Genomic DNA, 20,055 nt, shown 5'->3' on the forward strand with positions numbered 1-20,055 from the left:
CTGATTATAAAGATGCTTCAGCAACAACGTCTTTCCGGCAGGGATTGCCGGAATCCAGAGTACAAGGATGTGTTCGGTGCTTGCCATCCATGGCATCTGGATCTCGGCAATCCCTGCCGAGATGACGATTTTTGACAGAGCCGATTAATCTTTATAATCATGAAACCGTCTTTGCCATAATTGATGCTCACCGCGTTTATCCCGAGTCAAAGTTAACCCGGTTTTTTTGAGTTGAAAAGTAAATTGGGCTTTGATGGCTCTCCATCGTCCTGAGTAATCGGCATCACCTTTGGGAAGCGTCCAAATTGTATGTAGATGATCCGGCAAAATCACAATTGCATCAATCGTAAAAGGATGTTGCTTCTTTAAAGAACGAAAAGCCTCTCGCAAAAGTTCAACATGCCGTACCAGAATATCCGATTGACGATTTCTCAGTGTGACCGTGAAAAAATACGTTCCACCTTCAATTCGATTTCGTCGGTATAAAACCATAACTAGACCTTTACGTTTTTTTGGTGGACATGGATTCGGCCCGGATTCCGCTTTGCTCCATCCAGGCTACGTTTGTTTAAACGGCAGCAGGGTTTGTGCGTAATCACGGTATTGTTCTATGTGTTTTTGCTCGCGATCGAGAAATCGCTTAATGGCCTGTGCGAACTCCTGGTTTTGCAGCCAGTGTGCGGAATGGGTCAAAACCGGTTCGAAACCCCGGGCGATTTTGTGTTCGCCCTGGGCGCCGGAATCAAAATGGCTCAGCTTATTAAGAAGGCAATAATTGATGCCTTGGTAGTAGCAGGCCTCAAAATGCAGGCTGTTAAACTCTTCATAACATCCCCAATAACGGCCATAAAGTGTCGTTTCGCCGAGTAGACTTAATGCTGCGCCGACATTGCGCTGGTCTTTAATGGCCAGGATAAGTAATAAATTCTCCGGCATTGTGGCCGCAATGGTTAGAAAAAAATCCAGCGGTAAATAAGGCCGCATGCCGCGTTTGATGTACGTCATTTGATAAAACAGGTAAAAAGCCGTCCATTGTGATTCGGTAATCTCGCGGCCCGGCAGATGCAGAAATTCAATACCTTGTTCGTCTACCCGGCGCCGTTCGCGTTTGACCTGCTTGCGTTTGGCGGAAGAAAAACGCTCCAGATAATCGGCAAAATCCCGGTAACCCAAATTATGCCAATGAAACTGCACATCTGATCTAATCAGTAAACCGGCTGCACTCAGCAATTCGGCTTGATCGTTGACGGGAAACAGACAATGCCAGGATGAAATACCTTGTATCGAGGACTGTTCCTGTATGAAAGCAATCAGTAAGGCAAGGACTTCAGTCGGGTTGGCTGGATTCTGAATGATGATTCGGGGGCCTTGACAGGGTGAGTAAGGAACCGCGGTCAACCATTTTGGGTAGTAGTCTTGCCCCTGTTGCTGATAAGCTTGAGCCCACTGATGGTCGAACACATACTCGCCTTGGGAGTGATGTTTAAGGTATAGCGGCATCAGTGCGATCAGTTCATTATTTTCATAGACCAGCAGATGTTTGGGTTCCCAACCGGTTTGCGCGCAGACGGCACCGGATTGTTCCAATGCGTTCAGAAATTCGTGACGCAGAAACGGGTAAGTGAAACCGGTCAGGCTGTTCCACTGGTCTTTATCGATTTCACTGAGGCTGGATAGCTGTTTTACAATCATCTTTAAAACTGACGGGTTCAATCGGAGTAAGTTAGAGATTATCACTTTTTGGAGCATTTGCGTTTGAATCAGCCTAAACCCTTCTCGCAGGCTTGTGAGAATAACAAAGGTCCTATTTTGCACGTATTGCGGCAGATATTCGTCAAGCCGGTTACCGTATGGGAAATCGGCAGCGGGACAGGTCAGCATGCGTGTTATTTCGCAGGCCATCTGCCGCATGTGAACTGGCAACCGACTGACAGGGCGGAGTATTTGCCCGGTATTGAGCAATGGATAACACAATCGGGCTTGAGTAATCTCAAGTCACCGGTAATGCTGGATGTGAATGATGCAGTTTGGCCATGCACCTCTATTGATGCCTTGTTTACGGCCAATACCCTGCACATCATGTCCTGGCAGGAAGTGACGGTATTGTTTGTCCGCTTGAAAGGCTTGCTGGCCGAGGACGCTACCGTCTGTATTTATGGACCTTTTAACTACAGCGGCCAATACACCAGTGCCAGTAATGAATTTTTCGATCAGTCGCTTAAAGCGCGGGATTTATTAAGCGGTATCCGGGATTTCGAGGCGGTTGTGGCAGAAGCCCAAAATGCGGGATTAAATCTTGTCGAAGATCATGCGATGCCCGCTAACAACCGGCTGCTGGTGTTTCAGAAAAGCCGTTTGGATGCAGCTTAACCGGATATTCCCAGTTTGAGCTTTTTAGCGTTAATTAGGGGCAAGGTAAGTCTGGCGAGGCACGCAGTGAACCCATCCATGGGGGCTTGACGATAGCGATCCTGCTATCGATATCCTAGCCAAACTCACCTTGCCCCCTTCTTTGGTGTCAAACTGGGAATTGCTGGGATATTCCGCCATTCGGTCGTGGAAATAACCGATTTCGCTGAGCTGCATTCGTGCTGCCAGCTAGGATTTGGTTTCAGTTGATGTCTCGACTGCGCTGGGTTTGCGCCGTTTGCCGATATTTTTCTTATCGCGCAAACGCACTTTCTCTTTCTTGACCGGCTTTTTCTCTGGTGTCGTGTCTTTTTTCTTGGTTCCGGCGGCTTTGCCGGATGATTTGAGTTTTTTCGGGCCGGTATAGTGGCCTTCCATGCCTTTTATGGTTCTTCGGGTCAAGCGTTGATTTAGATAACGTTCAATTCCGGCAAGCTGGTTCCATTCCCTTGAGTTGATCAGTGAAATGGCTACACCTTCTTTTTCTGCGCGTCCTGTTCTGCCGATGCGGTGAACATAATCGGTGGCATTGCGGGCCAGATCGAAATTAATGATCAGGTCGACGCCTTCAATGTCCAGACCACGGGCGGCAATATCGGTGGCAATCAGAATAGTGATGACGCCTTCCCGGAAGAAATTCATCACTTTGTTTCTTTCGCTCTGGTCCATATCGCCATGCAGGCTGCCGACTCTTAATCTATGGCCGCGCAACGGGCCGCGCAGTTTGTCGACGTTGATTTTGGTGTTGGCAAACACCAGTGCTTTGCCATAGGTTTCGTTACTGAGCAGCCAGATGAGTAATTTCTGTTTGTGATCAAAATCATCGGCCAGCACCATTTGCTGATGAATCTGGCTGTGGATTTCCTGAATGCCGTTGAGATAAATAGGTTGAGGGTCGTTCAGAATGGTTCGGGCGACGCCTTTTAAATTTGGATTGAGTGTCGCTGAAAAAAACAAGGTCTGACGCGTTTTGTTGCATTGCTCGACAATGTTGACCAGGTCATTGCCATAACCCATTTCCAACATGCGATCGGCTTCATCAACGACCAGCACGCTGATGTTATTGAGATTGGCGGAGCCTTCATTGATCAGTTCCAGCAAACGACCCGGTGTTGAGATGACGATATGGGTATCGTTACGGAACAGTCCGGATTGTTTTTTAAAATCGTCGCCACCAGTAATCAAGCCGGAGGTAATTGAAGTAAACTCGGCCAGCAGCTGGCATTGTTTATGGATTTGCCGGGCCAATTCCCGGGTAGGTGCAAGAATAAGGGCACTGACGCCTAAAGTATTAAGCCGTTCATTGATCAAACGTTGCAACAGCGGCAAGAGGTAAGCTGCGGTTTTGCCGCTGCCGGTTTTTGCGGCTACCCAGAGGTCTTTACCCTCCAACGCTGCAGGAATGCAGTGCGCCTGTACTTCGGTCGCTTGTTTAAAACCCATTTGCTCAGTGGCTTTTAACAGGCAATCATCAAGATTGAAATTTAAAAAGGTAACAGGCGATAACGTCGTATCGGAAATATTTTGCATAGATAGTGTTAGGAATTCGATTGAATGAGGGACTTTAAAACAGAAACAACAGTGATGTTTAGAGCCCCAGAACTTAGGATGCCTTTCGTTAGGGTCTGAGCCATGCTCCTGGCTTAAGCATGCCGTGCCATAGGCAATGATCAGGTCAAGTGTTAGCTCTTTTTAATCGGGCAATTAACAACAAAAGCCGTGTAAAGCTTATTGCGTAAAAGTGGCTCATGTTACGCGTTGAAGCATGAATTATCAACTTGTCAAAGACCTGAATTGTGCCTGATGGATTCAGTGATAAGCTAATGCACGTTTAATTTTGTTTTCAGCCTAAACGCTTTGCCTTTTGATAATAAATAACGACAGGAGTGTCAGTATGAAATTGTTAGCCAGCTTTGTCATCAAGGGCCCATTTCAGGCGATTGCCGTTGCCGGTATGCTGGGTGCTTTGTCTCAATATGTGTTGCCTTTGGGCTTGATCAGTAGCGGTGTGATCGCTCTTTGCGTACTGACGCGAAAAGACCTTGAATGGATTATTGTTTTATCGGTGACCGTTTTGATCGTTTTGATCAGTCAGCAATTTGTGGTGCCAAGGCCCGGTCTGGAATATCCGTTGATCTTGTTTTTGCTGGGTCCGGTCGTTGTGTGTGCCAAAACGCTTAAAGTGACCGAATCGCAGTCGATGGCTGTTTTTTTGGCGGTGATATTTGCGGTGATTACGGCACTATTCGTTCAGTTTGCCTCCGGCAATGCCGTTCAATGGTGGTCGGACTGGCTCAAAATTGCGGTGGAAGGGGTTAAAGAAGCCAATTATGACGGCTTTGTACAAAGTGGTACCCTGCTGTTAATGAACGGACTGATCGGAATGTTGTTTGCCTTTGCGATCAGCTCATCAGTATTTATCGGTCGCTGGCTGCAGGCAAGTCTTTATAACCCGGGCGGGTTTGGCAGGGAATTCAATCAAATCAAATTTTCCTGGACTCATTTATTATCAATGGGTGTGGTCGTTCTGTTGGCCATGTTAGTCAAAGAAAGGTTGGCGAATGATCTGATTCTGATTTTTGCGGTTGCCTTCTTTTTTCAAGGTATGTCGGTTCTTCATTACACCGTAGCGGCTCAGGATAAAAATAAATACTACCTCTGGCCGCCATATCTGTTATTTTTTGTCATGCCGCACTATGTTATTTTTGGTATGGCAACGGTTGGGATTGTTGATGTTTTGTTGAATTTTAGAAAATCTATCAGAGTAATTAAACGATGATACCTATCAGAGATACCGCTCCCTGCAACTCAAGACCTTATGTCACATGGACGCTGATGGCGATATGCATCGTGATATTTATTGCGATGAAACTGATGCCGTTCGAGCAAAGTAACCGTTTGCTCTTTTTATACGGCATGGTGCCTTTGAGATACGGCAATCCGGATTGGGCGGCGCATTTTGGCTTGCCGAATGATTACCATTTTTCGTTTATAAGCAATCTGTTTCTACACGGAGGTTGGTCTCATCTGATTATCAATATGTGGTTTATGTGGATTTTTGGCGATAACGTCGAAGATCGTATGGGCAAGGTCAATTATCTGAACTTTTATCTGCTCTGTGGCTTGCTGGCTACTGCGATGCAATGGTATTTCGATCCTATGCTGGCGATTCCTGTAGTAGGGGCTTCCGGGGCGATTGCCGGCGTTTTGGCCGCTTACTTCTTTCTTTATCCAATGGAAAGAGTGATTTTGTGGGTGCCGATTTTCTTTTTGCCCATCATTATCCATGTGCCGGCCATCGGTTTTCTGGGATTGTGGGTGATTATTCAGTTATACAAAGGGACCACCTCTGTCATCTTTGAAGGCGGTGCGGCAGATGTTGCCTGGTGGGCGCACCTAGGCGGATTTATTGCCGGAGGGCTTTTGTACCGCTTGTTTCTAAAAAAAGCGCCGCCGCAATAATGCATGAAATAAAATCGCTTTTATGTATAATACACCCCTTTTAATTAGCGCCTTTCATGCAATGAAAGTCAGATTTGGCTGGCTTGTGAGGTTACTCGATCCTGCCTGGGAATAGAAAAAATGAATAAATTAAATGTTGGGCTTGTAAGACTTTTTCAGTTTATTGTGTTTGTAGTCTTTGTATTTGTAGTGATCGTTTACTTTGGTGCGATGGTGTTGTTGCCTTTGGACGCTATTGTCATGTTGATCAAGTTGTTTAGCCTGATTGGTCTAAATGGCTTTATCTCTGCATTTATCGCCATTCCCGCTGTTGGCTATCTGGGCCTTATCGTCTATAAAACCCCTGGTTTGTGCAAATTGGTTGTGGACACGGGCGTTGAATTGATTACGCTGGGTAAAGCAAAAGTCGAAGCGTTTAACGCCATAGCCGACTCCGTCAAATCATAAACTGCATTATTCAAAAAAACGTTTCAAATAGTAGCCTGTATGGGAGTTATCCTGCCTGCATATCTCGGCAGGTGTCCCTTGGGCTACTAGCATTCCGCCCCCATCGCCCCCCTCCGGCCCCATATCAATCACCCAATCTGCAGTTTTGATGACGTCGAGGTTATGCTCGATAACCACCAGCGTGTTACCGTGATCTCGCAAGGTATGCAGTACTTTAAGTAATTGCTTGATGTCATGAAAGTGCAGGCCGGTCGTCGGTTCATCGAGTATATAAAGGGTTTTTCCGGTATCCCGTTTTGACAATTCCTTCGCCAATTTAACCCGCTGCGCCTCGCCGCCTGACAGCGTGACTGCGTTTTGCCCCAGCGTGATGTAGTTCAATCCCACTTCAGTCAGTGTGTCCAGTTTTCGTGCGAGCATCGGCACCGCGCTGAAAAAGTGCGCAGCATCTTCTACGGTCATATTCAATATTTCGCTGATGGTTTTGCCTTTATAACGAATTTCCAGTGTTTCGCGGTTATATCGTTTGCCTCCACAATTGTCGCAATTGACAAAAATGTCGGGCAGAAAATGCATTTCCACCTTGATAACGCCATCGCCTTTGCAGGCTTCACAGCGGCCGCCTTTGACATTAAAACTGAACCGGCCGGGTGAGTAACCGCGTGAACGCGCTTCCTGTGTGGCGGCAAACAACTCGCGTATGGGTGTAAAAATACCGGTGTAAGTGGCAGGATTGGATCTTGGCGTGCGGCCGATGGGGCTTTGGTCGATATCGATAACTTTATCGAAAAAATCAAGCCCTTCCACATTGTCGCAAGGTGCCGGCAAGGTGCCGGCGCGGTTAATGGCGCGGGCGGCAAAGCGGTAGAGCGTGTCATTGATCAGTGTCGATTTACCGGAGCCGGAAACTCCTGTTACGCAAGTCAGCAATCCGACCGGGATTTCGATGTTGACCTGCTTCAGGTTATTGCCGTGTGCGTTGCAAATGTTGATTTTTTTATCTGGATTGACCGGCGTCGTCGTTTCGGGAATCGCTATGGTTTGAATACCGGCCAGATATTGACCGGTCAATGATGACGGGTTGGCTATAATTTCATCCGGCGTACCTTGCGCAACAATTTCCCCTCCGTGTACGCCCGCGCCCGGTCCAATGTCCACAACATGCTGAGCGGCGCGGATGGCGTCCTCATCATGTTCCACCACAATCACGGTATTGCCCAGATCGCGGAGCCTGAATAAGGTTTTCAGCAGGCGTTCGTTATCGCGTTGATGTAGGCCTATGGACGGTTCATCCAATACATACATGACCCCGACCAGGCCTGCGCCGATCTGACTCGCCAGCCGGATGCGCTGCGCTTCTCCCCCTGAGAGGGTATCGGCGCTGCGATCCAGCGTTAAGTAATCCAGTCCGACATTGACCAGAAATTCCAGTCTTTCGACGATTTCCTTGACGACTTTGGCAGCAACTTCGCCGCGTTTGCCGGGCAGATCAAGCGATTCGAAAAAACTGAGCGATTTGCGTATCGGAAAGCGGGTGGCTTCATGCAAGGGCAGTTCATTGATGAACACGTTGCGCGCTGCCAAATTCAGGCGCGCGCCGTTGCAGGTATTACAGGGTTTTTGGGACAGGTATTTAGCCAGCTCTTCCCGAACCATTTGCGAATCAGTTTCATGATAGCGGCGTTCCATGTTGGCAATAATGCCTTCAAACGGGTATTTCCGGGTTTGGTGACCATGGGGGCCATTCATAAATTTAAAATGAATGACCTCCTGGCCGCTGCCGAACAGCAAGATGTTTTGTATGGTTTCCGGTAATTCCTGATAAGGCTGTTCCGGATCGAATCCATAATGCTCGGCCAGTGAACAGATCATTTGGAAGTAATACCCGTTGCGTCTGTCCCAGCCACGAATTGCGCCGCCTGCGAGGCTGATTTCCGGATTATGAATCACCAATTGCGGATCAAAATGTTGTTTGACGCCCAAGCCGTCGCAACCGGGGCACGCGCCTTTCGGGTTGTTAAACGAAAAAATGCGGGGTTCGAGTTCGGTAAGACTGTAACCGCAATGAGGGCAGGCATAGCGTTCGGAAAAGAGCAGGGTGGTAGTATCACCTTCCTCCATGCTTACTGCCAGAGCAATGCCTTCGGCGATGCGTAACGCGGTTTCAAAGGACTCGGCCAGACGCAGGCTGATATCTTCACGGACTTTAAATCGGTCAACGATGACTTCGATGGTATGTTTCTTTTTCGGATCCAGCGCCGGTGAATCGTCCAGGTCGACAACCACGCCATCAATGCGGGCTCTGATAAAGCCTTGCGAGCGTAAATCCTCGAATAATTGCAGATGTTCGCCTTTTCTATCGTTAATTACCGGCGCCAGCAACATCCAGCGCTGGCCTTCGGGCTGGGCCAAAACGGTGTCGACCATTTGACTGATCGTTTGCGCGGCCAGCGAAACCTGATGTTCGGGGCAACGCGGGGTTCCGGCCCGGGCATACAGCAAGCGCAGATAATCATAAATTTCGGTAATAGTGCCGACGGTGGAACGCGGATTGTGCGATGTGGATTTTTGCTCGATGGATATGGCCGGTGACAGGCCTTCAATGTGATCGACATCCGGTTTTTCCATCATCGAAAGAAACTGACGGGCATAGGCAGAGAGCGATTCCACATAGCGCCGCTGGCCTTCAGCGTAAATCGTATCAAAAGCCAGTGAAGATTTGCCTGAGCCTGAAAGGCCGGTAATCACTATAAGCTGGTCGCGAGGTAAATCCAGATCGATATTTTTGAGATTATGAGTTCTAGCGCCGCGGATGCTGATGGTGTCCATTAAGTGTCTCTGTATAAAGCAGCCCAGTACTATAAGGCTTATTACCGCTTATTTCAAAACTAAGGACATAGCTTGAACAACTTAAATGGGTATTGGCTCATCTGCCCCCATTTTATTGGGTGCAGGTGCTTGATTTCAATGTACGAATGAAACCCATCCCTGTTGGAGAAGGCTTTGTTTTCGTTAATAGTTGGCGTCGCCCCGGCACGGATTACTGGAGTCCAGAAACCATGGATGGCGTTGGCCTTTCACATCCTTATAACCTGATTTTCTCGGCTCCTTCCGGCAAAATTACTCTGTCATTCGCGCTAATTGCTCTTTTTCGGTTTGCACTTTATGATTACCGAAACGCAGCGTTGCAGCAGTTTTCGCGTTTCTTCCAATACCAATACTGACGCGGCAATGCCGGTAGCCAAAAGCCAGTCGTTTAATGTCAACGGCACGGTATGAAAAATGAGTTGCGCGGGTGGCCAATGCACCACCAGAATTTGCAATAACACGACGCAAACCAAAGCCAGCCAGAGCATGTAATTCATGAAAAATTGCCGGTTAAGTGCCGAGCGATTTTCCGAGCGGGCGTTAAACACGTTGAATATCTGAAACAGCACAAAAGTAGTAAAAGCCAGCGTAATGGCATGACTTTTATCGTTATTTTGCAGGCTGTAAGCCAAAATGCCCAATGTGCCAAAAGCCATAGTGAGACCATAACTGAATAAATTGCCAAAACGCGGCAACGACAAAATTCGGGACTTGGGTGGGCGAGGGGGCTCGTTCATGCAGGCGGGCCGGGATGGATCGATTCCCAAAGCAATGGCAGGCGGACCGTCCATAATAATATTGATCCACAATAACTGAATCGCCGAAAAAGGCACCGGCAGGCTCAGTAACGGCGCTGCGGCAACGGTCAATATAGCGCCGATATTGGTCGACAACTGATAGCGTATAAATTTGATCATGTTTTCGTACAGGCTGCGGCCTTCCTGAACGGCTCTGACAATGGTTGCAAAATTGTCGTCCGTCAGAATCATTGACGCGGATTCGCGCGCAACATCGGTACCGCTGATCCCCATGGCTACTCCGATATCGGCATGTTTGAGCGCGGGTGCATCATTGACGCCATCACCGGTCATTGCAACGACTTCACCGTTTTCTTGCAAGGCGGTCACTATACGCACTTTCTGTTCGGGAGCGGTGCGGGCAAATACCGCAATATGTTCGATTTGTTCAGCTAATGCCTCATTATCCAGTTTCGCTAATTCATCCCCATCCATTACGTTGCCGCTGAGACCTAATTCATCAGCAATGGCTGTTGCCGTCACTTTTTGATCGCCGGTAATCATTTTGACCTTGATTCCTGCCTTGCGGCACAAAGCAATTGCTTCTCTGGCTTCCTTTCTGGGCGGGTCCATTAATCCGATCAAGGCGATAAAACCGAGATTATTGATGTGGCTCAGTAAATCACCTTGTGGATTAAAGTCTGCAGCAGCAATATCGGTCGTGGCGACGGCGAGTATGCGCAGCCCTGTCGCGGCCATCCGTTCATTTGCATTGATGATTTTGGCATGCTCGACCGGGTTCTTGGAGCCTGACGCATTCAGTTGATAGCTGCAATGCGATAACAGTATTTCGGGCGCGCCTTTTATAAAGACCACGACCCGTTCACCTTGTTGGTGAAAAGTTGCCATGAACTTGTTAGCCGCATCGAAGGGTATTTCAGCCAGTCTTTTGAATTGCGATTTAACTGCCGCGCTATCCAGTCCGCCTTTTGCCGCCAAGACCAGCAAAGCGGCTTCCATGGGGTCGCCTATCACTTGACCTTCTCGCAGTTGGCTGTCATTGCACAATACCAATGCGTTTAACAGCGGGGCAAAGTCGACAGGAACGCAGTCGCTGTCCAGCTTGATTTCGCCGGTTAAACTGTAGCCTTGGCCGCTCACGCAATAGTGGTTGTCTTGGTAATGTAACGCTCTTACCGTCATTTGATTATGCGTTAACGTGCCGGTTTTGTCGCTGCAAATAACTGTCGTGCAGCCCAGCGTTTCGACGGCTGCCAGACGTTTAACGATAGCTTTTTGCCGGGCCATCCGGTGCATGCCTAAAGCCAGAGTGACGGTTACAACTGCCGGTAAGCCCTCGGGAATTGCGGCCACTGCCAGTGCAATGGCGGTAAACGCGGTCTTGATTAAAGGTTCGCCGCGAAGCAGCGCACTGGCGAATAAAAGTAAAATAATCACCAAGGCAATAAACGCCAACCGCTTGCCCAAGCTATCAAGCTGGACTTGCAAAGGCGTTGAACTTTCGGACGGGGCAGCCAGAAGGCCTGCTATTCGGCCGATTTCGGTCTGCATGCCGGTTTCGGTGACTATCATTTCCGCCCGGCCGTGAGTGACGACGGTATTCATGAACAGCCGATTGCTTTGTTCGGAAAGAGGGCTATCCCTTTTTTCCAGCTTGCCGGCCTGTTTGGCGACAGGAATGGATTCACCGGTTAATGAAGATTCGTCAATTTCCAGACTATGAGCATGGACGATGAGCCCATCAGCAGGGAGTTTATCGCCTGCTTCCAAAAGCACTAAATCGCCGGGTACCAATTGAGTGACGAACAGTTCCTGAATATGCCCATCCCTTTTGACCCTGGCTTTTAACGCCAGCATTTTTTTGAGCGCGGCCAGCGATTGTTCGGCGCGGTATTCCTGATAAAAGCCCAAAAATGCGTTGATCAGCACAACAGTCAGGATGACCAGCCCATCTCTGATATCCCCCATCACTGCTGCTAACACGGCCGCAAAGATCAGGACAATGATCAGAAAATTTTTAAATTGGGATATTAACAGGTAGCCAATCGACGCTTTTGACGCTTCCGTCAGTTGATTGGGGCCAAATTTGATCAAGCGTTCGTCTGCGGTTTTTGACGATAAACCCTGAGCAGAAGCCTCAAGGCGTTTAAATACTTCGTTGCTTGTCAGGGTATGCCAATCGAGTGAGGCGGGACTTGGTTGAGGGGGGTGGTTTAGATGCTGTTTACTCCGTTGACGCCTGACTAGAAAGAGACAGGTGAGTCCAACTGCAAGTATTAATGCCAGGATGGCGATAGTCTTTAGAGTTTCCGGATTTAGATTATTAAAGTAAGCAAGCCATTCATTCATAAGTATTTATGCCGTATCGCCTTCACTGATAACGCTATACACCGCAGAGGTTAATGATTCAAGTTGAGATGCGCTGATAATGAAGGGAGGCATCAGATAAATCAATCGTCCGAATGGTCTTAACCATACTCCCAACTCCACCAGTCGTGCCTGTATTTTCGCGACAGCGACCGATTCCCGCATTTCAACAACCCCGATTGCGCCTAAAACCCTTACGTCATTGACGTCTGGTAAATCTCGGCAACGTGACAGGCCTTTTTTTAAGCCACATTCAATCATTGCTATATTGGCTTGCCAGTCTGATTCCAGCAGCACATCGATGCTGGCCGAGGCAATCCGGCAAGCCAGAGGATTACCCATAAAAGTGGGGCCATGCATGAAGCACCCTGCTTCACCATTGGAAATCACTTGTGCGATAGCCTGGCTGGTCAGCGTTGCCGCTAATGACAAATAGCCGCCGGTCAACGCTTTTCCAATGCATAAAATATCCGGTGAAATATCGGCATGCTCACAAGCAAACAAACGGCCGGTGCGTCCGAATCCTGTGGCAATTTCATCCGCGATCATCAGAACCTGATATCGGTCGCAAATTTCGCGCGCAGCCTTCAGATAATCGGGGTGATAAAACCACATGCCGCCTGCACCTTGAACAACAGGCTCCAGAATCAGTGCTGCACAGTAGTCGTGGTTTGCTTCTAACAGCGCTTCCAGTTGATCCGTATCTTCAGGGTCCCAAACGGCTTCAAAACGGCATGCAGGGCGAGGCGCAAACAACTGCTTGGGCACCACTTCACCAAATAAATGATGCATGCCGGTGACCGGATCGCAGACCGACATCGCGCCGAATGTATCGCCATGATAGCCGCCGCGCAATGCAATAAACCGGTGTTTTTGACTTTTTCCCTGCGCCTGCCAGTATTGAATCGCCATTTTTTGAGCCACTTCTACACTGACCGAGCCGGAATCGCAATAGAAGACCGCATCAAGATTTTCAGGTGTCATCTCAATCAAACGCTGTGCAAGTTCAATCGCCGGAGAATGTGTGATGCCGCCAAACATGACATGCGACATTTTGTTTAATTGATCGGTGGCTGCCTGATTCAAACGCGGGTGGTTATAACCATGAATCGCGGCCCACCAGGAAGACATGCCGTCGATCAATTCTCGCCCATCTGTTAGTTTAAGCATCACGCCTTCAGCAGATTCAACCGCATAAACCGGATCCGGAGCAGTCAAGGACGTGTAGGGGTGCCAGATATGCTGACGATCGAAAGCCAACATCGAGTCAACTGAAGTAAGATTTAGTGTCATGCCTTATGAGAGAACAGTGGAAAGCCGGCTTTAAGGTCAACCAAGTTGAGTGTGGTGATCATCTTACCGCTAATTAACGGAAAAGTGAGTGTCCAGACGTACAAAGGATAAGTTAATTGTAACTACTCGCCCGCTTTGAATTAAGGGTGTAGGTGCTTGATTTCAAAGGACGCATCAATACGTCCCTGTAGCTCTCTGCAACATCCCTGTTGCAGAAGCCTTTTCAATCAACCACCTACACCCACTATAATTGGAGGGGGTGAGCAGATACAGTTAATTAATTGTTCACGGTTTACAGGATCGTTTTAGCATAGGCTAAATAGAAGACTCGCACTATACTCATGGCACTTTGAATTTAAGCGGTACAAGTTGAGTTGTATTCTGTCGGCAACTAAACAAGAAACTGAATTGATATACGAACATTGCCTTAAATGGAAAAACAACACGAAATCATCACCGTCTATACACCCAACGCACGACGTCAGTCCGGTCTGTTAGTTTGGGTCATCATGGTCAAATCTGTCTGGCAAAGCAGGGAACTCATCCTTAGGTTGATGAAACGAGATTTTTCCGTCCGCTATCGGCAATCCCTACTGGGTTATGTCTGGGCAGTACTGCCGCAAATTGTCACAGTAGCCCTATTTACTTTTTTGGCTAAACACCGTGTATTTGACATGGGGGAAACCAGTTTGCCTTATGTCCTGCATGCATTATGGAGTCTGTCCGTATGGCAATTGTTTTCCAGTTGTCTGGTGGGCAGCACCAACAGTCTGGTCAATGCCGGTTCATTGGTGACAAAAATCAATTTTACCAAAGAAGCCCTGGTGTTTGCTTCAGTTGGGCAGGCGGGCATTGATTTTCTGATCAGGTTGTTACCCATCACTGCAGTGTTTATCTGGTACGGATATCTGCCTTCGATACAGGCTTTAGCGATTCCCCTGATATTGATTTTGGTTATTATGATGGCTCTCGGTATCGGTTTTTTCATGGCCATACTTAACTTGGTGTTTCGCGATGCGGGTAATGCAATCAGTATGATCCTGACGTTCGGCATGTTTTTAGCGCCGATCCTGTATCCTCCCCCGATTAGAGAACCGTTTGTCTTGGTTAATACGCTTAACCCATTCAGTCCTTTGGTCATTGCTACTCAGGAACTGCTGGCCGGACAGACTTTAAGCCAAATGACAGCATTACCGGTTGCAGCGGGAATAGCCATAATGCTTTTTTTATTGGGCTGGCGGGTGTTTTACATCACACTTCCCCGCATTGCTGAACGGGCATAAAAAAGAGGCCCTTCCGGATTTCCCGTGGAGACCACGAGGGTATCGCTACAAATAACTTCCCACTTTGAAAAAGGGATCGAGGGGGATTTATTAAAAACTCCCACCCAGCCTCTCGTTTTCAAAGAGGTGGATAATCGTACAACACGCTTGGCATCGATAAGTAATAGCGCAAAAGTCGGTCAAGATTGCCCTTAAATTCATAACCGGGATGAATGGGTGCATTGTCAGTCACCAGTAGAGTAGGGCCCACCAAGGTGAAATATTTTTTGTTCCACTTCTTATATAACCTCATCAGATTCGTAAATTTATTGGTTAACCGTCTGCAAGCATCATGCGGGCCAGCCTTTATATCCAAGCTATGCGACATGAAAATCACAAGACTCAGTGCTTGATACAGATTCACCCCCCAAATAGATCCCAGATACACATGGCCTCTAAATGAAGAGCACGTAATACGAATTAAGAAATTTTATTTACATAATTCAACTATAGTTGTAGAGTAAGATCATGAATAAAGAACTCGCCACCGTACTTTTTGAATCCCTGTCCTCCGGCATTCGCCTGGATGTGTTCAGGTTATTGGTTAAACATGCCCCGAGCGGCCTGGTTGCCGGGGAAATTGCCACTGAATTGACTTTGCCGCCGACGAACTTGTCCTTTCATCTGAAAGCGATGACGCATGCCGGCTTGGTCAATGTGACTCAAGAAGGCCGTTACCTCCGTTACCGGGCCAATTTAACGGTCATGCAGTCGCTGATCGATTATCTGACGGCCGAATGCTGCACAGGTCACCCTGAGCTTTGTCTCGATGCCGGTGAGGCATCGACGTGTTGCACTAGCGACTGATTTTTTCCATCTACACTCGAGAAAGATCCACTATGAACGTTTTATTTCTATGTACCGGTAATTCCTGCCGTTCTTTAATGGGCGAGGCCACTTTCAACCATCTGGCACCTGAGGGTTGGCATGCCATCAGTGCCGGCAGCAAGCCCATCGGTCGTTTAAACAGCGGGGCTGTGGCTTTGCTGCAAGAAAAAGGTATCTCCATCGAAGGCTATTACAGCAAATCCTGGAACGACCTGCCGGTTACGCCGGACATCGTCATCAGCGTTTGCGGTAACGCCGCAGGCGAAACCTGTCCGGCTTATCTCGGCCCGGTGATGCGCAGCCATTGGGGCGTAGAAGATCCGGCGCACGCGGAAGGCTCGGAAGCCGAAATCAAAGCCGCTTTTGAGACCGCTTACGGCATTTTACGGCACCGCATCGAAACCTTTCTGGCCTTGCCGCTGGATGAGCTGAAGCACGATCCGGCCCGCCTGAAAGCCGAACTGGATCGCATCGGCACCTTGGTACCTTGATTTTTGGGAGTTTTTTATGAGCACTATTCAAATTTTCGATCCGGCTTTGTGTTGCAGCACCGGCGTTTGCGGAGTGGACGTCGATCAGCAATTGGTCGATTTTTCTTCCGACCTGGATTGGGCCAAGCAAAATGGCGCACACATCGAGCGTTTCAACCTGGCGCAAGAACCGATGGTGTTTGCGGAAAACCCGGTCGTCAAAGGCTTTTTGGAACGTTCCGGCGCGGAAGCCTTACCGTTGATTCTGGTCGACGGAGAAGTGGCTCTGGCCGGTCGCTATCCTAATCGCAATGAATTGACACGCTGGGCTGCAATCAACACTTTAGAAGAGAAAGAAGCGTCCAGCTGTTGCAGCGGCAGCAAGTGTTGCTAAAGGCTTACCCTATGAACTTCCTCGATCGACCGCCGCGCTTTTTGTTCTTTACCGGCAAAGGCGGTGTCGGCAAGACTTCGATCGCCTGTGCCACGGCCATTTGTTTGGCCGATGCCGGCAGCAAGGTGTTGCTGGTCAGCACCGACCCGGCCTCCAACGTCGGCCAGGTGTTCGGTATCACCATCGGTAACCGGATTACCGAAATAGCTTCCGTGCCGTGTTTGGCCGCTTTGGAGATCGACCCGCAAGCCGCCGCTCAGGCTTATCGTGACCGTATCGTCGGCCCGGTGCGCGGCTTGTTGCCGGAAACGGTCGTCAAAGGCATAGAAGAACAGCTTTCCGGTGCTTGCACAACCGAAATAGCGGCCTTCGACGAATTCACTGTGCTGTTAACCGATAGCACCCTGACGGCAGGTTACGATCACATCGTGTTTGATACCGCGCCGACCGGCCACACCATTCGCTTGTTACAACTGCCCGGTGCCTGGAGCGGTTTTCTGGAAGCCGGGAAGGGCGATGCGTCGTGCCTGGGGCCTTTAGCCGGCCTGGAAAAACAGCGCGAACAATACAAAGCTGCCGTCGACGCCTTGGCAGACGCCCAGCGCACCCGGTTAATTTTAGTTGCGCGCGCTCAGCAAGCCACCTTGCGCGAAGTGGCCCGCACTCATGAAGAACTGGCGGCGATTGGTTTAACGCAACAACATCTGGTCATCAACGGCATCTTGCCGCAGAGTGAAACCGAGTCTGATCCTTTGGCCACAGCCATTCACGAGCGCGAACAAGTCGCCCTGCATGCAATTCCCTCTGGTTTGCAAGCACTCCCCCGTGACTGCGTGATGCTCAAACCTTTCAATATGGTCGGCTTGCCCGCATTACGGCACTTATTCGACGACACAGCCACAACGACTGAAGTCACCATCGATTCGCCGCTGGAACTCGATGAGCCCAACCTGTCCGAACTGGTCGACGAAATCGCCAAAGACCAACACGGCCTGATCTTGCTGATGGGCAAAGGCGGTGTCGGCAAGACCACCTTGGCCGCTGCCATTGCGGTGGAATTGGCCCAGCGCGGATTGCCGGTGCACCTGAGCACATCGGATCCGGCGGCCCACTTGGAAGACACGTTGAATGAGGCGTTGGACAATCTGACGGTCAGCCGCATTGATCCGCAACTGGAAACCGAACGTTACCGCCGGCATGTTTTGGAAACCAAGGGCGCCAAGCTGGATGAGCAAGGCCGCGCCTTATTGGAAGAAGATCTGCGCTCGCCCTGCACTGAGGAAATCGCGGTGTTTCAGGCCTTTTCCGCCATCATCGGCGAATCAGGCACAAAGTTCGTCGTCATGGACACGGCCCCCACCGGCCATACCTTGCTGCTGCTGGATGCGACCGGCGCCTATCACCGGGAAATCAGCCGGCAAATGGACACTAGCGGCCTGCCTGTCGCCACACCGTTGATGCGGCTGCAAGACCCGAAACACACCAAAGTGCTGATCGTGACACTGGCAGAAACCACGCCGGTTCTGGAAGCCGCCAATCTTCAAGCCGACTTGAAACGCGCCGGTATCGAAGCCTGGGCCTGGATCATCAATTCCAGCGTCGCCGTCAGTAAAACCAGGTCGCTCTTGTTACGGCAGCGGGCCGCCAATGAACTGCGGGAAATCACTGCCGTCGCCAGTCAGCATGCCCGACGCTATGCCGTGGTGCCGCTACTCCGACATGAACCGGTTGGTCTCGCGCGCTTGTCGGCGCTAAGCAAACCCTTGATCAATCAAGATCCGGAGCGACTGTGTTGAAACGCTTGCACAGACCTATCGGCTTTTAGTAATTCTCCCCTCGATCCCCTTTCGAAGGGTGACGTTATTTTTAGCGAAATCTTTACTACAAAACAGACGAGACAACACCATGACAGCCAAACAACACGCAATGGGATTTTTTGAACGTTACCTGACGCTCTGGGTCGGTTTGTGTATCGCCGGCGGCATTCTGCTGGGGGCTTTCGCGCCGAATTTCGCCAAGACCCTGGACGGCATGAGTATCAACGTCAACGGCGCGCCGGTCGTTTCTATCCCTATCGCAATCTGCCTGTTTTTCATGATGTACCCCATCATGGTCAAGATCGATTTTGCCGAAGTGGTGAAAGCCGGCAAAAGCATCAAGCCGGTCAGCCTGACCTTGATCGTCAACTGGGCGATCAAACCGTTCACGATGTACGGCATTGCCTATTTGTTCTTGGGCGTGTTGTTTCAATCGTTGCTTGGCGCCGACGCGGTGGACTTGGTGAAAATGCCGTTTGGTCTGGATTTGCCGGTCGGCAGTGAATACGGTTCCGGCACCGTTATTTTGCAAGACGGCGTCAAAATGCTGCAAGTACCGTTATGGCGCAGCTATCTGGCCGGCTGTATTTTGCTGGGCGTGGCGCCGTGTACCGCGATGGTGCTGGTCTGGGGTTATCTGGCCAAGGGCAATGCCGGACATACTCTGGTGATGGTGGCGATCAACTCATTGGCGATGCTGTTTCTGTATGGCTTGATCGGTGGCTTTTTGTTGGGCGTGGGCCAATTGCCGGTGCCCTGGGAAGCCTTACTGTTGTCCATCGGCATCTACGTGGCCTTGCCACTGGTCGCCGGGTTCTATTCGCGGCGCTGGATCATCGCGCATAAAGGCCTGGACTGGTTCGAGCAAAAATTCCTGCATGTATTAACCCCCATCACCATCATCGCCTTGTTGTTGACACTGGTGCTGCTGTTCTCCTTTAAAGGCGAAGTTATCACCGCCAATCCGCTGACGATATTGTGGATTGCAATTCCCTTGGCGATCCAAACCATCCTGATTTTCGCCATCACCTATTTGGCCGCCAAGCTGTGGGGCTTTTCCTACGAAAACGCCGCGCCCTCGGCCATGATCGGTGCCTCCAATCATTTTGAAGTCGCCATCGCCACGGCCGTCATGCTGTTCGGCCTGTCGTCCGGCGCTGCGCTCGCCACCGTGGTCGGCGTATTGATCGAAGTGCCGTTGATGCTGGCGCTGGTCGGTTTTTGCAAACGTACTCAACATTGGTTCGGTGAAGAGCGCTCTTGACTTTACATCAGCAAACCAATGCCAGAGCGGTGATGGCCTTCAATGCCTCCGACAACCCAGGCTAATCAAATAGCGACCAGAAACATCTGATGAAATTGACCCCCTATACGCTTATAAATTAAAAGGCTTTTTATGAATAACAAAGTTTATAACGTTCTTATTTTATGTACCGGCAACTCGGCCCGCAGTATCATGGCGGAAGCAGCATTTAATAAGCTAGTGTTTAATTGCGTAAATTAGCTATTGTATTTTTTATCTGACTACCCTGTACCTCTCTTCGGCGCCATTTAAAAGGTTGAGCCTTCTGATTATGCCTTACGATAAAGGCCTCAATCGCACTCTTTAGCTCCTCAGCA

General features: G+C 49.5%; 16 protein-coding genes and 1 pseudogene. 11 read left to right on the forward strand and 6 right to left on the reverse strand.

What is annotated here, in order from left to right:
• Positions 1-144: 144 nt before the first annotated feature.
• A complete protein-coding gene (locus tag Q7V32_RS20355; RefSeq protein ID WP_304898794.1) occupies positions 145-492 on the reverse strand; it encodes a transposase in 348 nt (115 codons plus the stop codon).
• 66 nt (positions 493-558) lie between these two features.
• Positions 559-1,692, reverse strand: a complete 1,134-nt coding sequence (locus Q7V32_RS20360) for a GNAT family N-acetyltransferase (RefSeq protein ID WP_304898795.1) — start codon at positions 1,690-1,692, stop codon at positions 559-561.
• A gap of 63 nt (positions 1,693-1,755) precedes the next feature.
• Between Q7V32_RS20360 and Q7V32_RS20365 the strand changes: the two genes are divergently transcribed.
• On the forward strand, positions 1,756-2,370 hold the full coding sequence (locus Q7V32_RS20365; protein ID WP_304898796.1) for a DUF938 domain-containing protein: 615 nt from the start codon (positions 1,756-1,758) through the stop codon (positions 2,368-2,370).
• A gap of 228 nt (positions 2,371-2,598) precedes the next feature.
• Here the strand turns inward: Q7V32_RS20365 and Q7V32_RS20370 are convergent, their stop codons facing one another.
• Complete coding sequence (locus Q7V32_RS20370) at positions 2,599-3,939, reverse strand: DEAD/DEAH box helicase (protein WP_304898797.1); 1,341 nt, start codon at positions 3,937-3,939, stop codon at positions 2,599-2,601.
• 364 nt (positions 3,940-4,303) lie between these two features.
• Between Q7V32_RS20370 and Q7V32_RS20375 the strand changes: the two genes are divergently transcribed.
• The 3 genes from Q7V32_RS20375 to Q7V32_RS20385 all read left to right on the forward strand — a co-directional run bounded on the left by Q7V32_RS20375 (position 4,304) and on the right by Q7V32_RS20385 (position 6,318).
• Positions 4,304-5,188: a hypothetical protein gene (locus Q7V32_RS20375; RefSeq protein ID WP_304898798.1), complete on the forward strand. Its 885-nt coding sequence runs from the start codon at positions 4,304-4,306 to the stop codon at positions 5,186-5,188.
• Entirely contained in the window at positions 5,185-5,871 is a 687-nt protein-coding gene (locus Q7V32_RS20380) for a rhomboid family intramembrane serine protease (protein ID WP_304898799.1), read from the forward strand. The genes Q7V32_RS20375 and Q7V32_RS20380 overlap by 4 nt, the downstream gene beginning before the upstream one ends.
• A gap of 120 nt (positions 5,872-5,991) precedes the next feature.
• Positions 5,992-6,318 carry a hypothetical protein gene (locus Q7V32_RS20385; protein ID WP_304898800.1) on the forward strand — a complete coding sequence of 109 codons (327 nt, stop codon included), beginning with the start codon at positions 5,992-5,994 and terminating at the stop codon, positions 6,316-6,318.
• A gap of 6 nt (positions 6,319-6,324) precedes the next feature.
• On the opposite strand, the gene uvrA is transcribed toward Q7V32_RS20385, so the two are convergent.
• The 3 genes from uvrA to bioA all read right to left on the reverse strand — a co-directional run bounded on the left by uvrA (position 6,325) and on the right by bioA (position 13,604).
• Complete coding sequence (gene uvrA / locus Q7V32_RS20390) at positions 6,325-9,147, reverse strand: excinuclease ABC subunit UvrA (RefSeq protein WP_304898801.1); 2,823 nt, start codon at positions 9,145-9,147, stop codon at positions 6,325-6,327.
• A 308-nt stretch (positions 9,148-9,455) separates the two neighbouring features.
• On the reverse strand, positions 9,456-12,293 hold the full coding sequence (locus Q7V32_RS20395; protein ID WP_304898802.1) for a calcium-translocating P-type ATPase, PMCA-type: 2,838 nt from the start codon (positions 12,291-12,293) through the stop codon (positions 9,456-9,458).
• Positions 12,294-12,299: 6 nt separating this feature from the next.
• Complete coding sequence (gene bioA / locus Q7V32_RS20400) at positions 12,300-13,604, reverse strand: adenosylmethionine--8-amino-7-oxononanoate transaminase (RefSeq protein WP_304898803.1); 1,305 nt, start codon at positions 13,602-13,604, stop codon at positions 12,300-12,302.
• Positions 13,605-14,035: 431 nt separating this feature from the next.
• Between bioA and Q7V32_RS20405 the strand changes: the two genes are divergently transcribed.
• The 7 genes and pseudogenes from Q7V32_RS20405 to Q7V32_RS20435 all read left to right on the forward strand — a co-directional run.
• Positions 14,036-14,887, forward strand: a complete 852-nt coding sequence (locus Q7V32_RS20405; RefSeq protein WP_304898804.1) for an ABC transporter permease — start codon at positions 14,036-14,038, stop codon at positions 14,885-14,887.
• A gap of 507 nt (positions 14,888-15,394) precedes the next feature.
• Complete coding sequence (locus Q7V32_RS20410) at positions 15,395-15,733, forward strand: helix-turn-helix transcriptional regulator (protein ID WP_304898805.1); 339 nt, start codon at positions 15,395-15,397, stop codon at positions 15,731-15,733.
• Positions 15,734-15,765: 32 nt separating this feature from the next.
• On the forward strand, positions 15,766-16,245 hold the full coding sequence (locus Q7V32_RS20415; protein WP_304898806.1) for an arsenate reductase ArsC: 480 nt from the start codon (positions 15,766-15,768) through the stop codon (positions 16,243-16,245).
• Between the two features lie 16 nt (positions 16,246-16,261).
• Complete coding sequence (arsD, locus tag Q7V32_RS20420; protein ID WP_304898807.1) at positions 16,262-16,618, forward strand: arsenite efflux transporter metallochaperone ArsD; 357 nt, start codon at positions 16,262-16,264, stop codon at positions 16,616-16,618.
• An 11-nt stretch (positions 16,619-16,629) separates the two neighbouring features.
• The gene (gene arsA / locus Q7V32_RS20425; RefSeq protein ID WP_304898808.1) at positions 16,630-18,414 is read left to right on the forward strand and encodes an arsenical pump-driving ATPase; all 1,785 of its coding nucleotides are present in this window, start codon (positions 16,630-16,632) and stop codon (positions 18,412-18,414) included.
• 109 nt (positions 18,415-18,523) lie between these two features.
• Positions 18,524-19,699, forward strand: a complete 1,176-nt coding sequence (arsB, locus tag Q7V32_RS20430) for an ACR3 family arsenite efflux transporter (protein WP_304898809.1) — start codon at positions 18,524-18,526, stop codon at positions 19,697-19,699.
• 132 nt (positions 19,700-19,831) lie between these two features.
• Positions 19,832-19,918: pseudogene (locus tag Q7V32_RS20435) on the forward strand (arsenate reductase ArsC); the annotation flags it as partial.
• Positions 19,919-20,055: the final 137 nt, after the last annotated feature.

This window comes from Methylicorpusculum sp. (assembly GCF_030651835.1).
GTDB lineage: Bacteria > Pseudomonadota > Gammaproteobacteria > Methylococcales > Methylomonadaceae > Methylicorpusculum.

Bases quoted from the DNA above. Each gene is read 5' to 3' on its own strand.
- Q7V32_RS20355 (WP_304898794.1), bottom strand. From the start codon at position 492: ATGGTTTTATACCGACGAAATCGAATTGAAGGTGGAACGTATTTTTTC.
- Q7V32_RS20360 (WP_304898795.1), bottom strand. From the start codon at position 1,692: ATGATTGTAAAACAGCTATCCAGCCTCAGTGAAATCGATAAAGACCAG.
- Q7V32_RS20370 (WP_304898797.1), bottom strand. From the start codon at position 3,939: ATGCAAAATATTTCCGATACGACGTTATCGCCTGTTACCTTTTTAAAT.
- Q7V32_RS20375 (WP_304898798.1), top strand. From the start codon at position 4,304: ATGAAATTGTTAGCCAGCTTTGTCATCAAGGGCCCATTTCAGGCGATT.
- Q7V32_RS20380 (WP_304898799.1), top strand. From the start codon at position 5,185: ATGATACCTATCAGAGATACCGCTCCCTGCAACTCAAGACCTTATGTC.
- Q7V32_RS20385 (WP_304898800.1), top strand. From the start codon at position 5,992: ATGAATAAATTAAATGTTGGGCTTGTAAGACTTTTTCAGTTTATTGTG.
- uvrA (WP_304898801.1), bottom strand. From the start codon at position 9,147: ATGGACACCATCAGCATCCGCGGCGCTAGAACTCATAATCTCAAAAAT.
- Q7V32_RS20395 (WP_304898802.1), bottom strand. From the start codon at position 12,293: ATGAATGAATGGCTTGCTTACTTTAATAATCTAAATCCGGAAACTCTA.
- bioA (WP_304898803.1), bottom strand. From the start codon at position 13,604: ATGACACTAAATCTTACTTCAGTTGACTCGATGTTGGCTTTCGATCGT.
- Q7V32_RS20405 (WP_304898804.1), top strand. From the start codon at position 14,036: ATGGAAAAACAACACGAAATCATCACCGTCTATACACCCAACGCACGA.
- Q7V32_RS20410 (WP_304898805.1), top strand. From the start codon at position 15,395: ATGAATAAAGAACTCGCCACCGTACTTTTTGAATCCCTGTCCTCCGGC.
- Q7V32_RS20415 (WP_304898806.1), top strand. From the start codon at position 15,766: ATGAACGTTTTATTTCTATGTACCGGTAATTCCTGCCGTTCTTTAATG.
- arsD (WP_304898807.1), top strand. From the start codon at position 16,262: ATGAGCACTATTCAAATTTTCGATCCGGCTTTGTGTTGCAGCACCGGC.
- arsA (WP_304898808.1), top strand. From the start codon at position 16,630: ATGAACTTCCTCGATCGACCGCCGCGCTTTTTGTTCTTTACCGGCAAA.
- arsB (WP_304898809.1), top strand. From the start codon at position 18,524: ATGACAGCCAAACAACACGCAATGGGATTTTTTGAACGTTACCTGACG.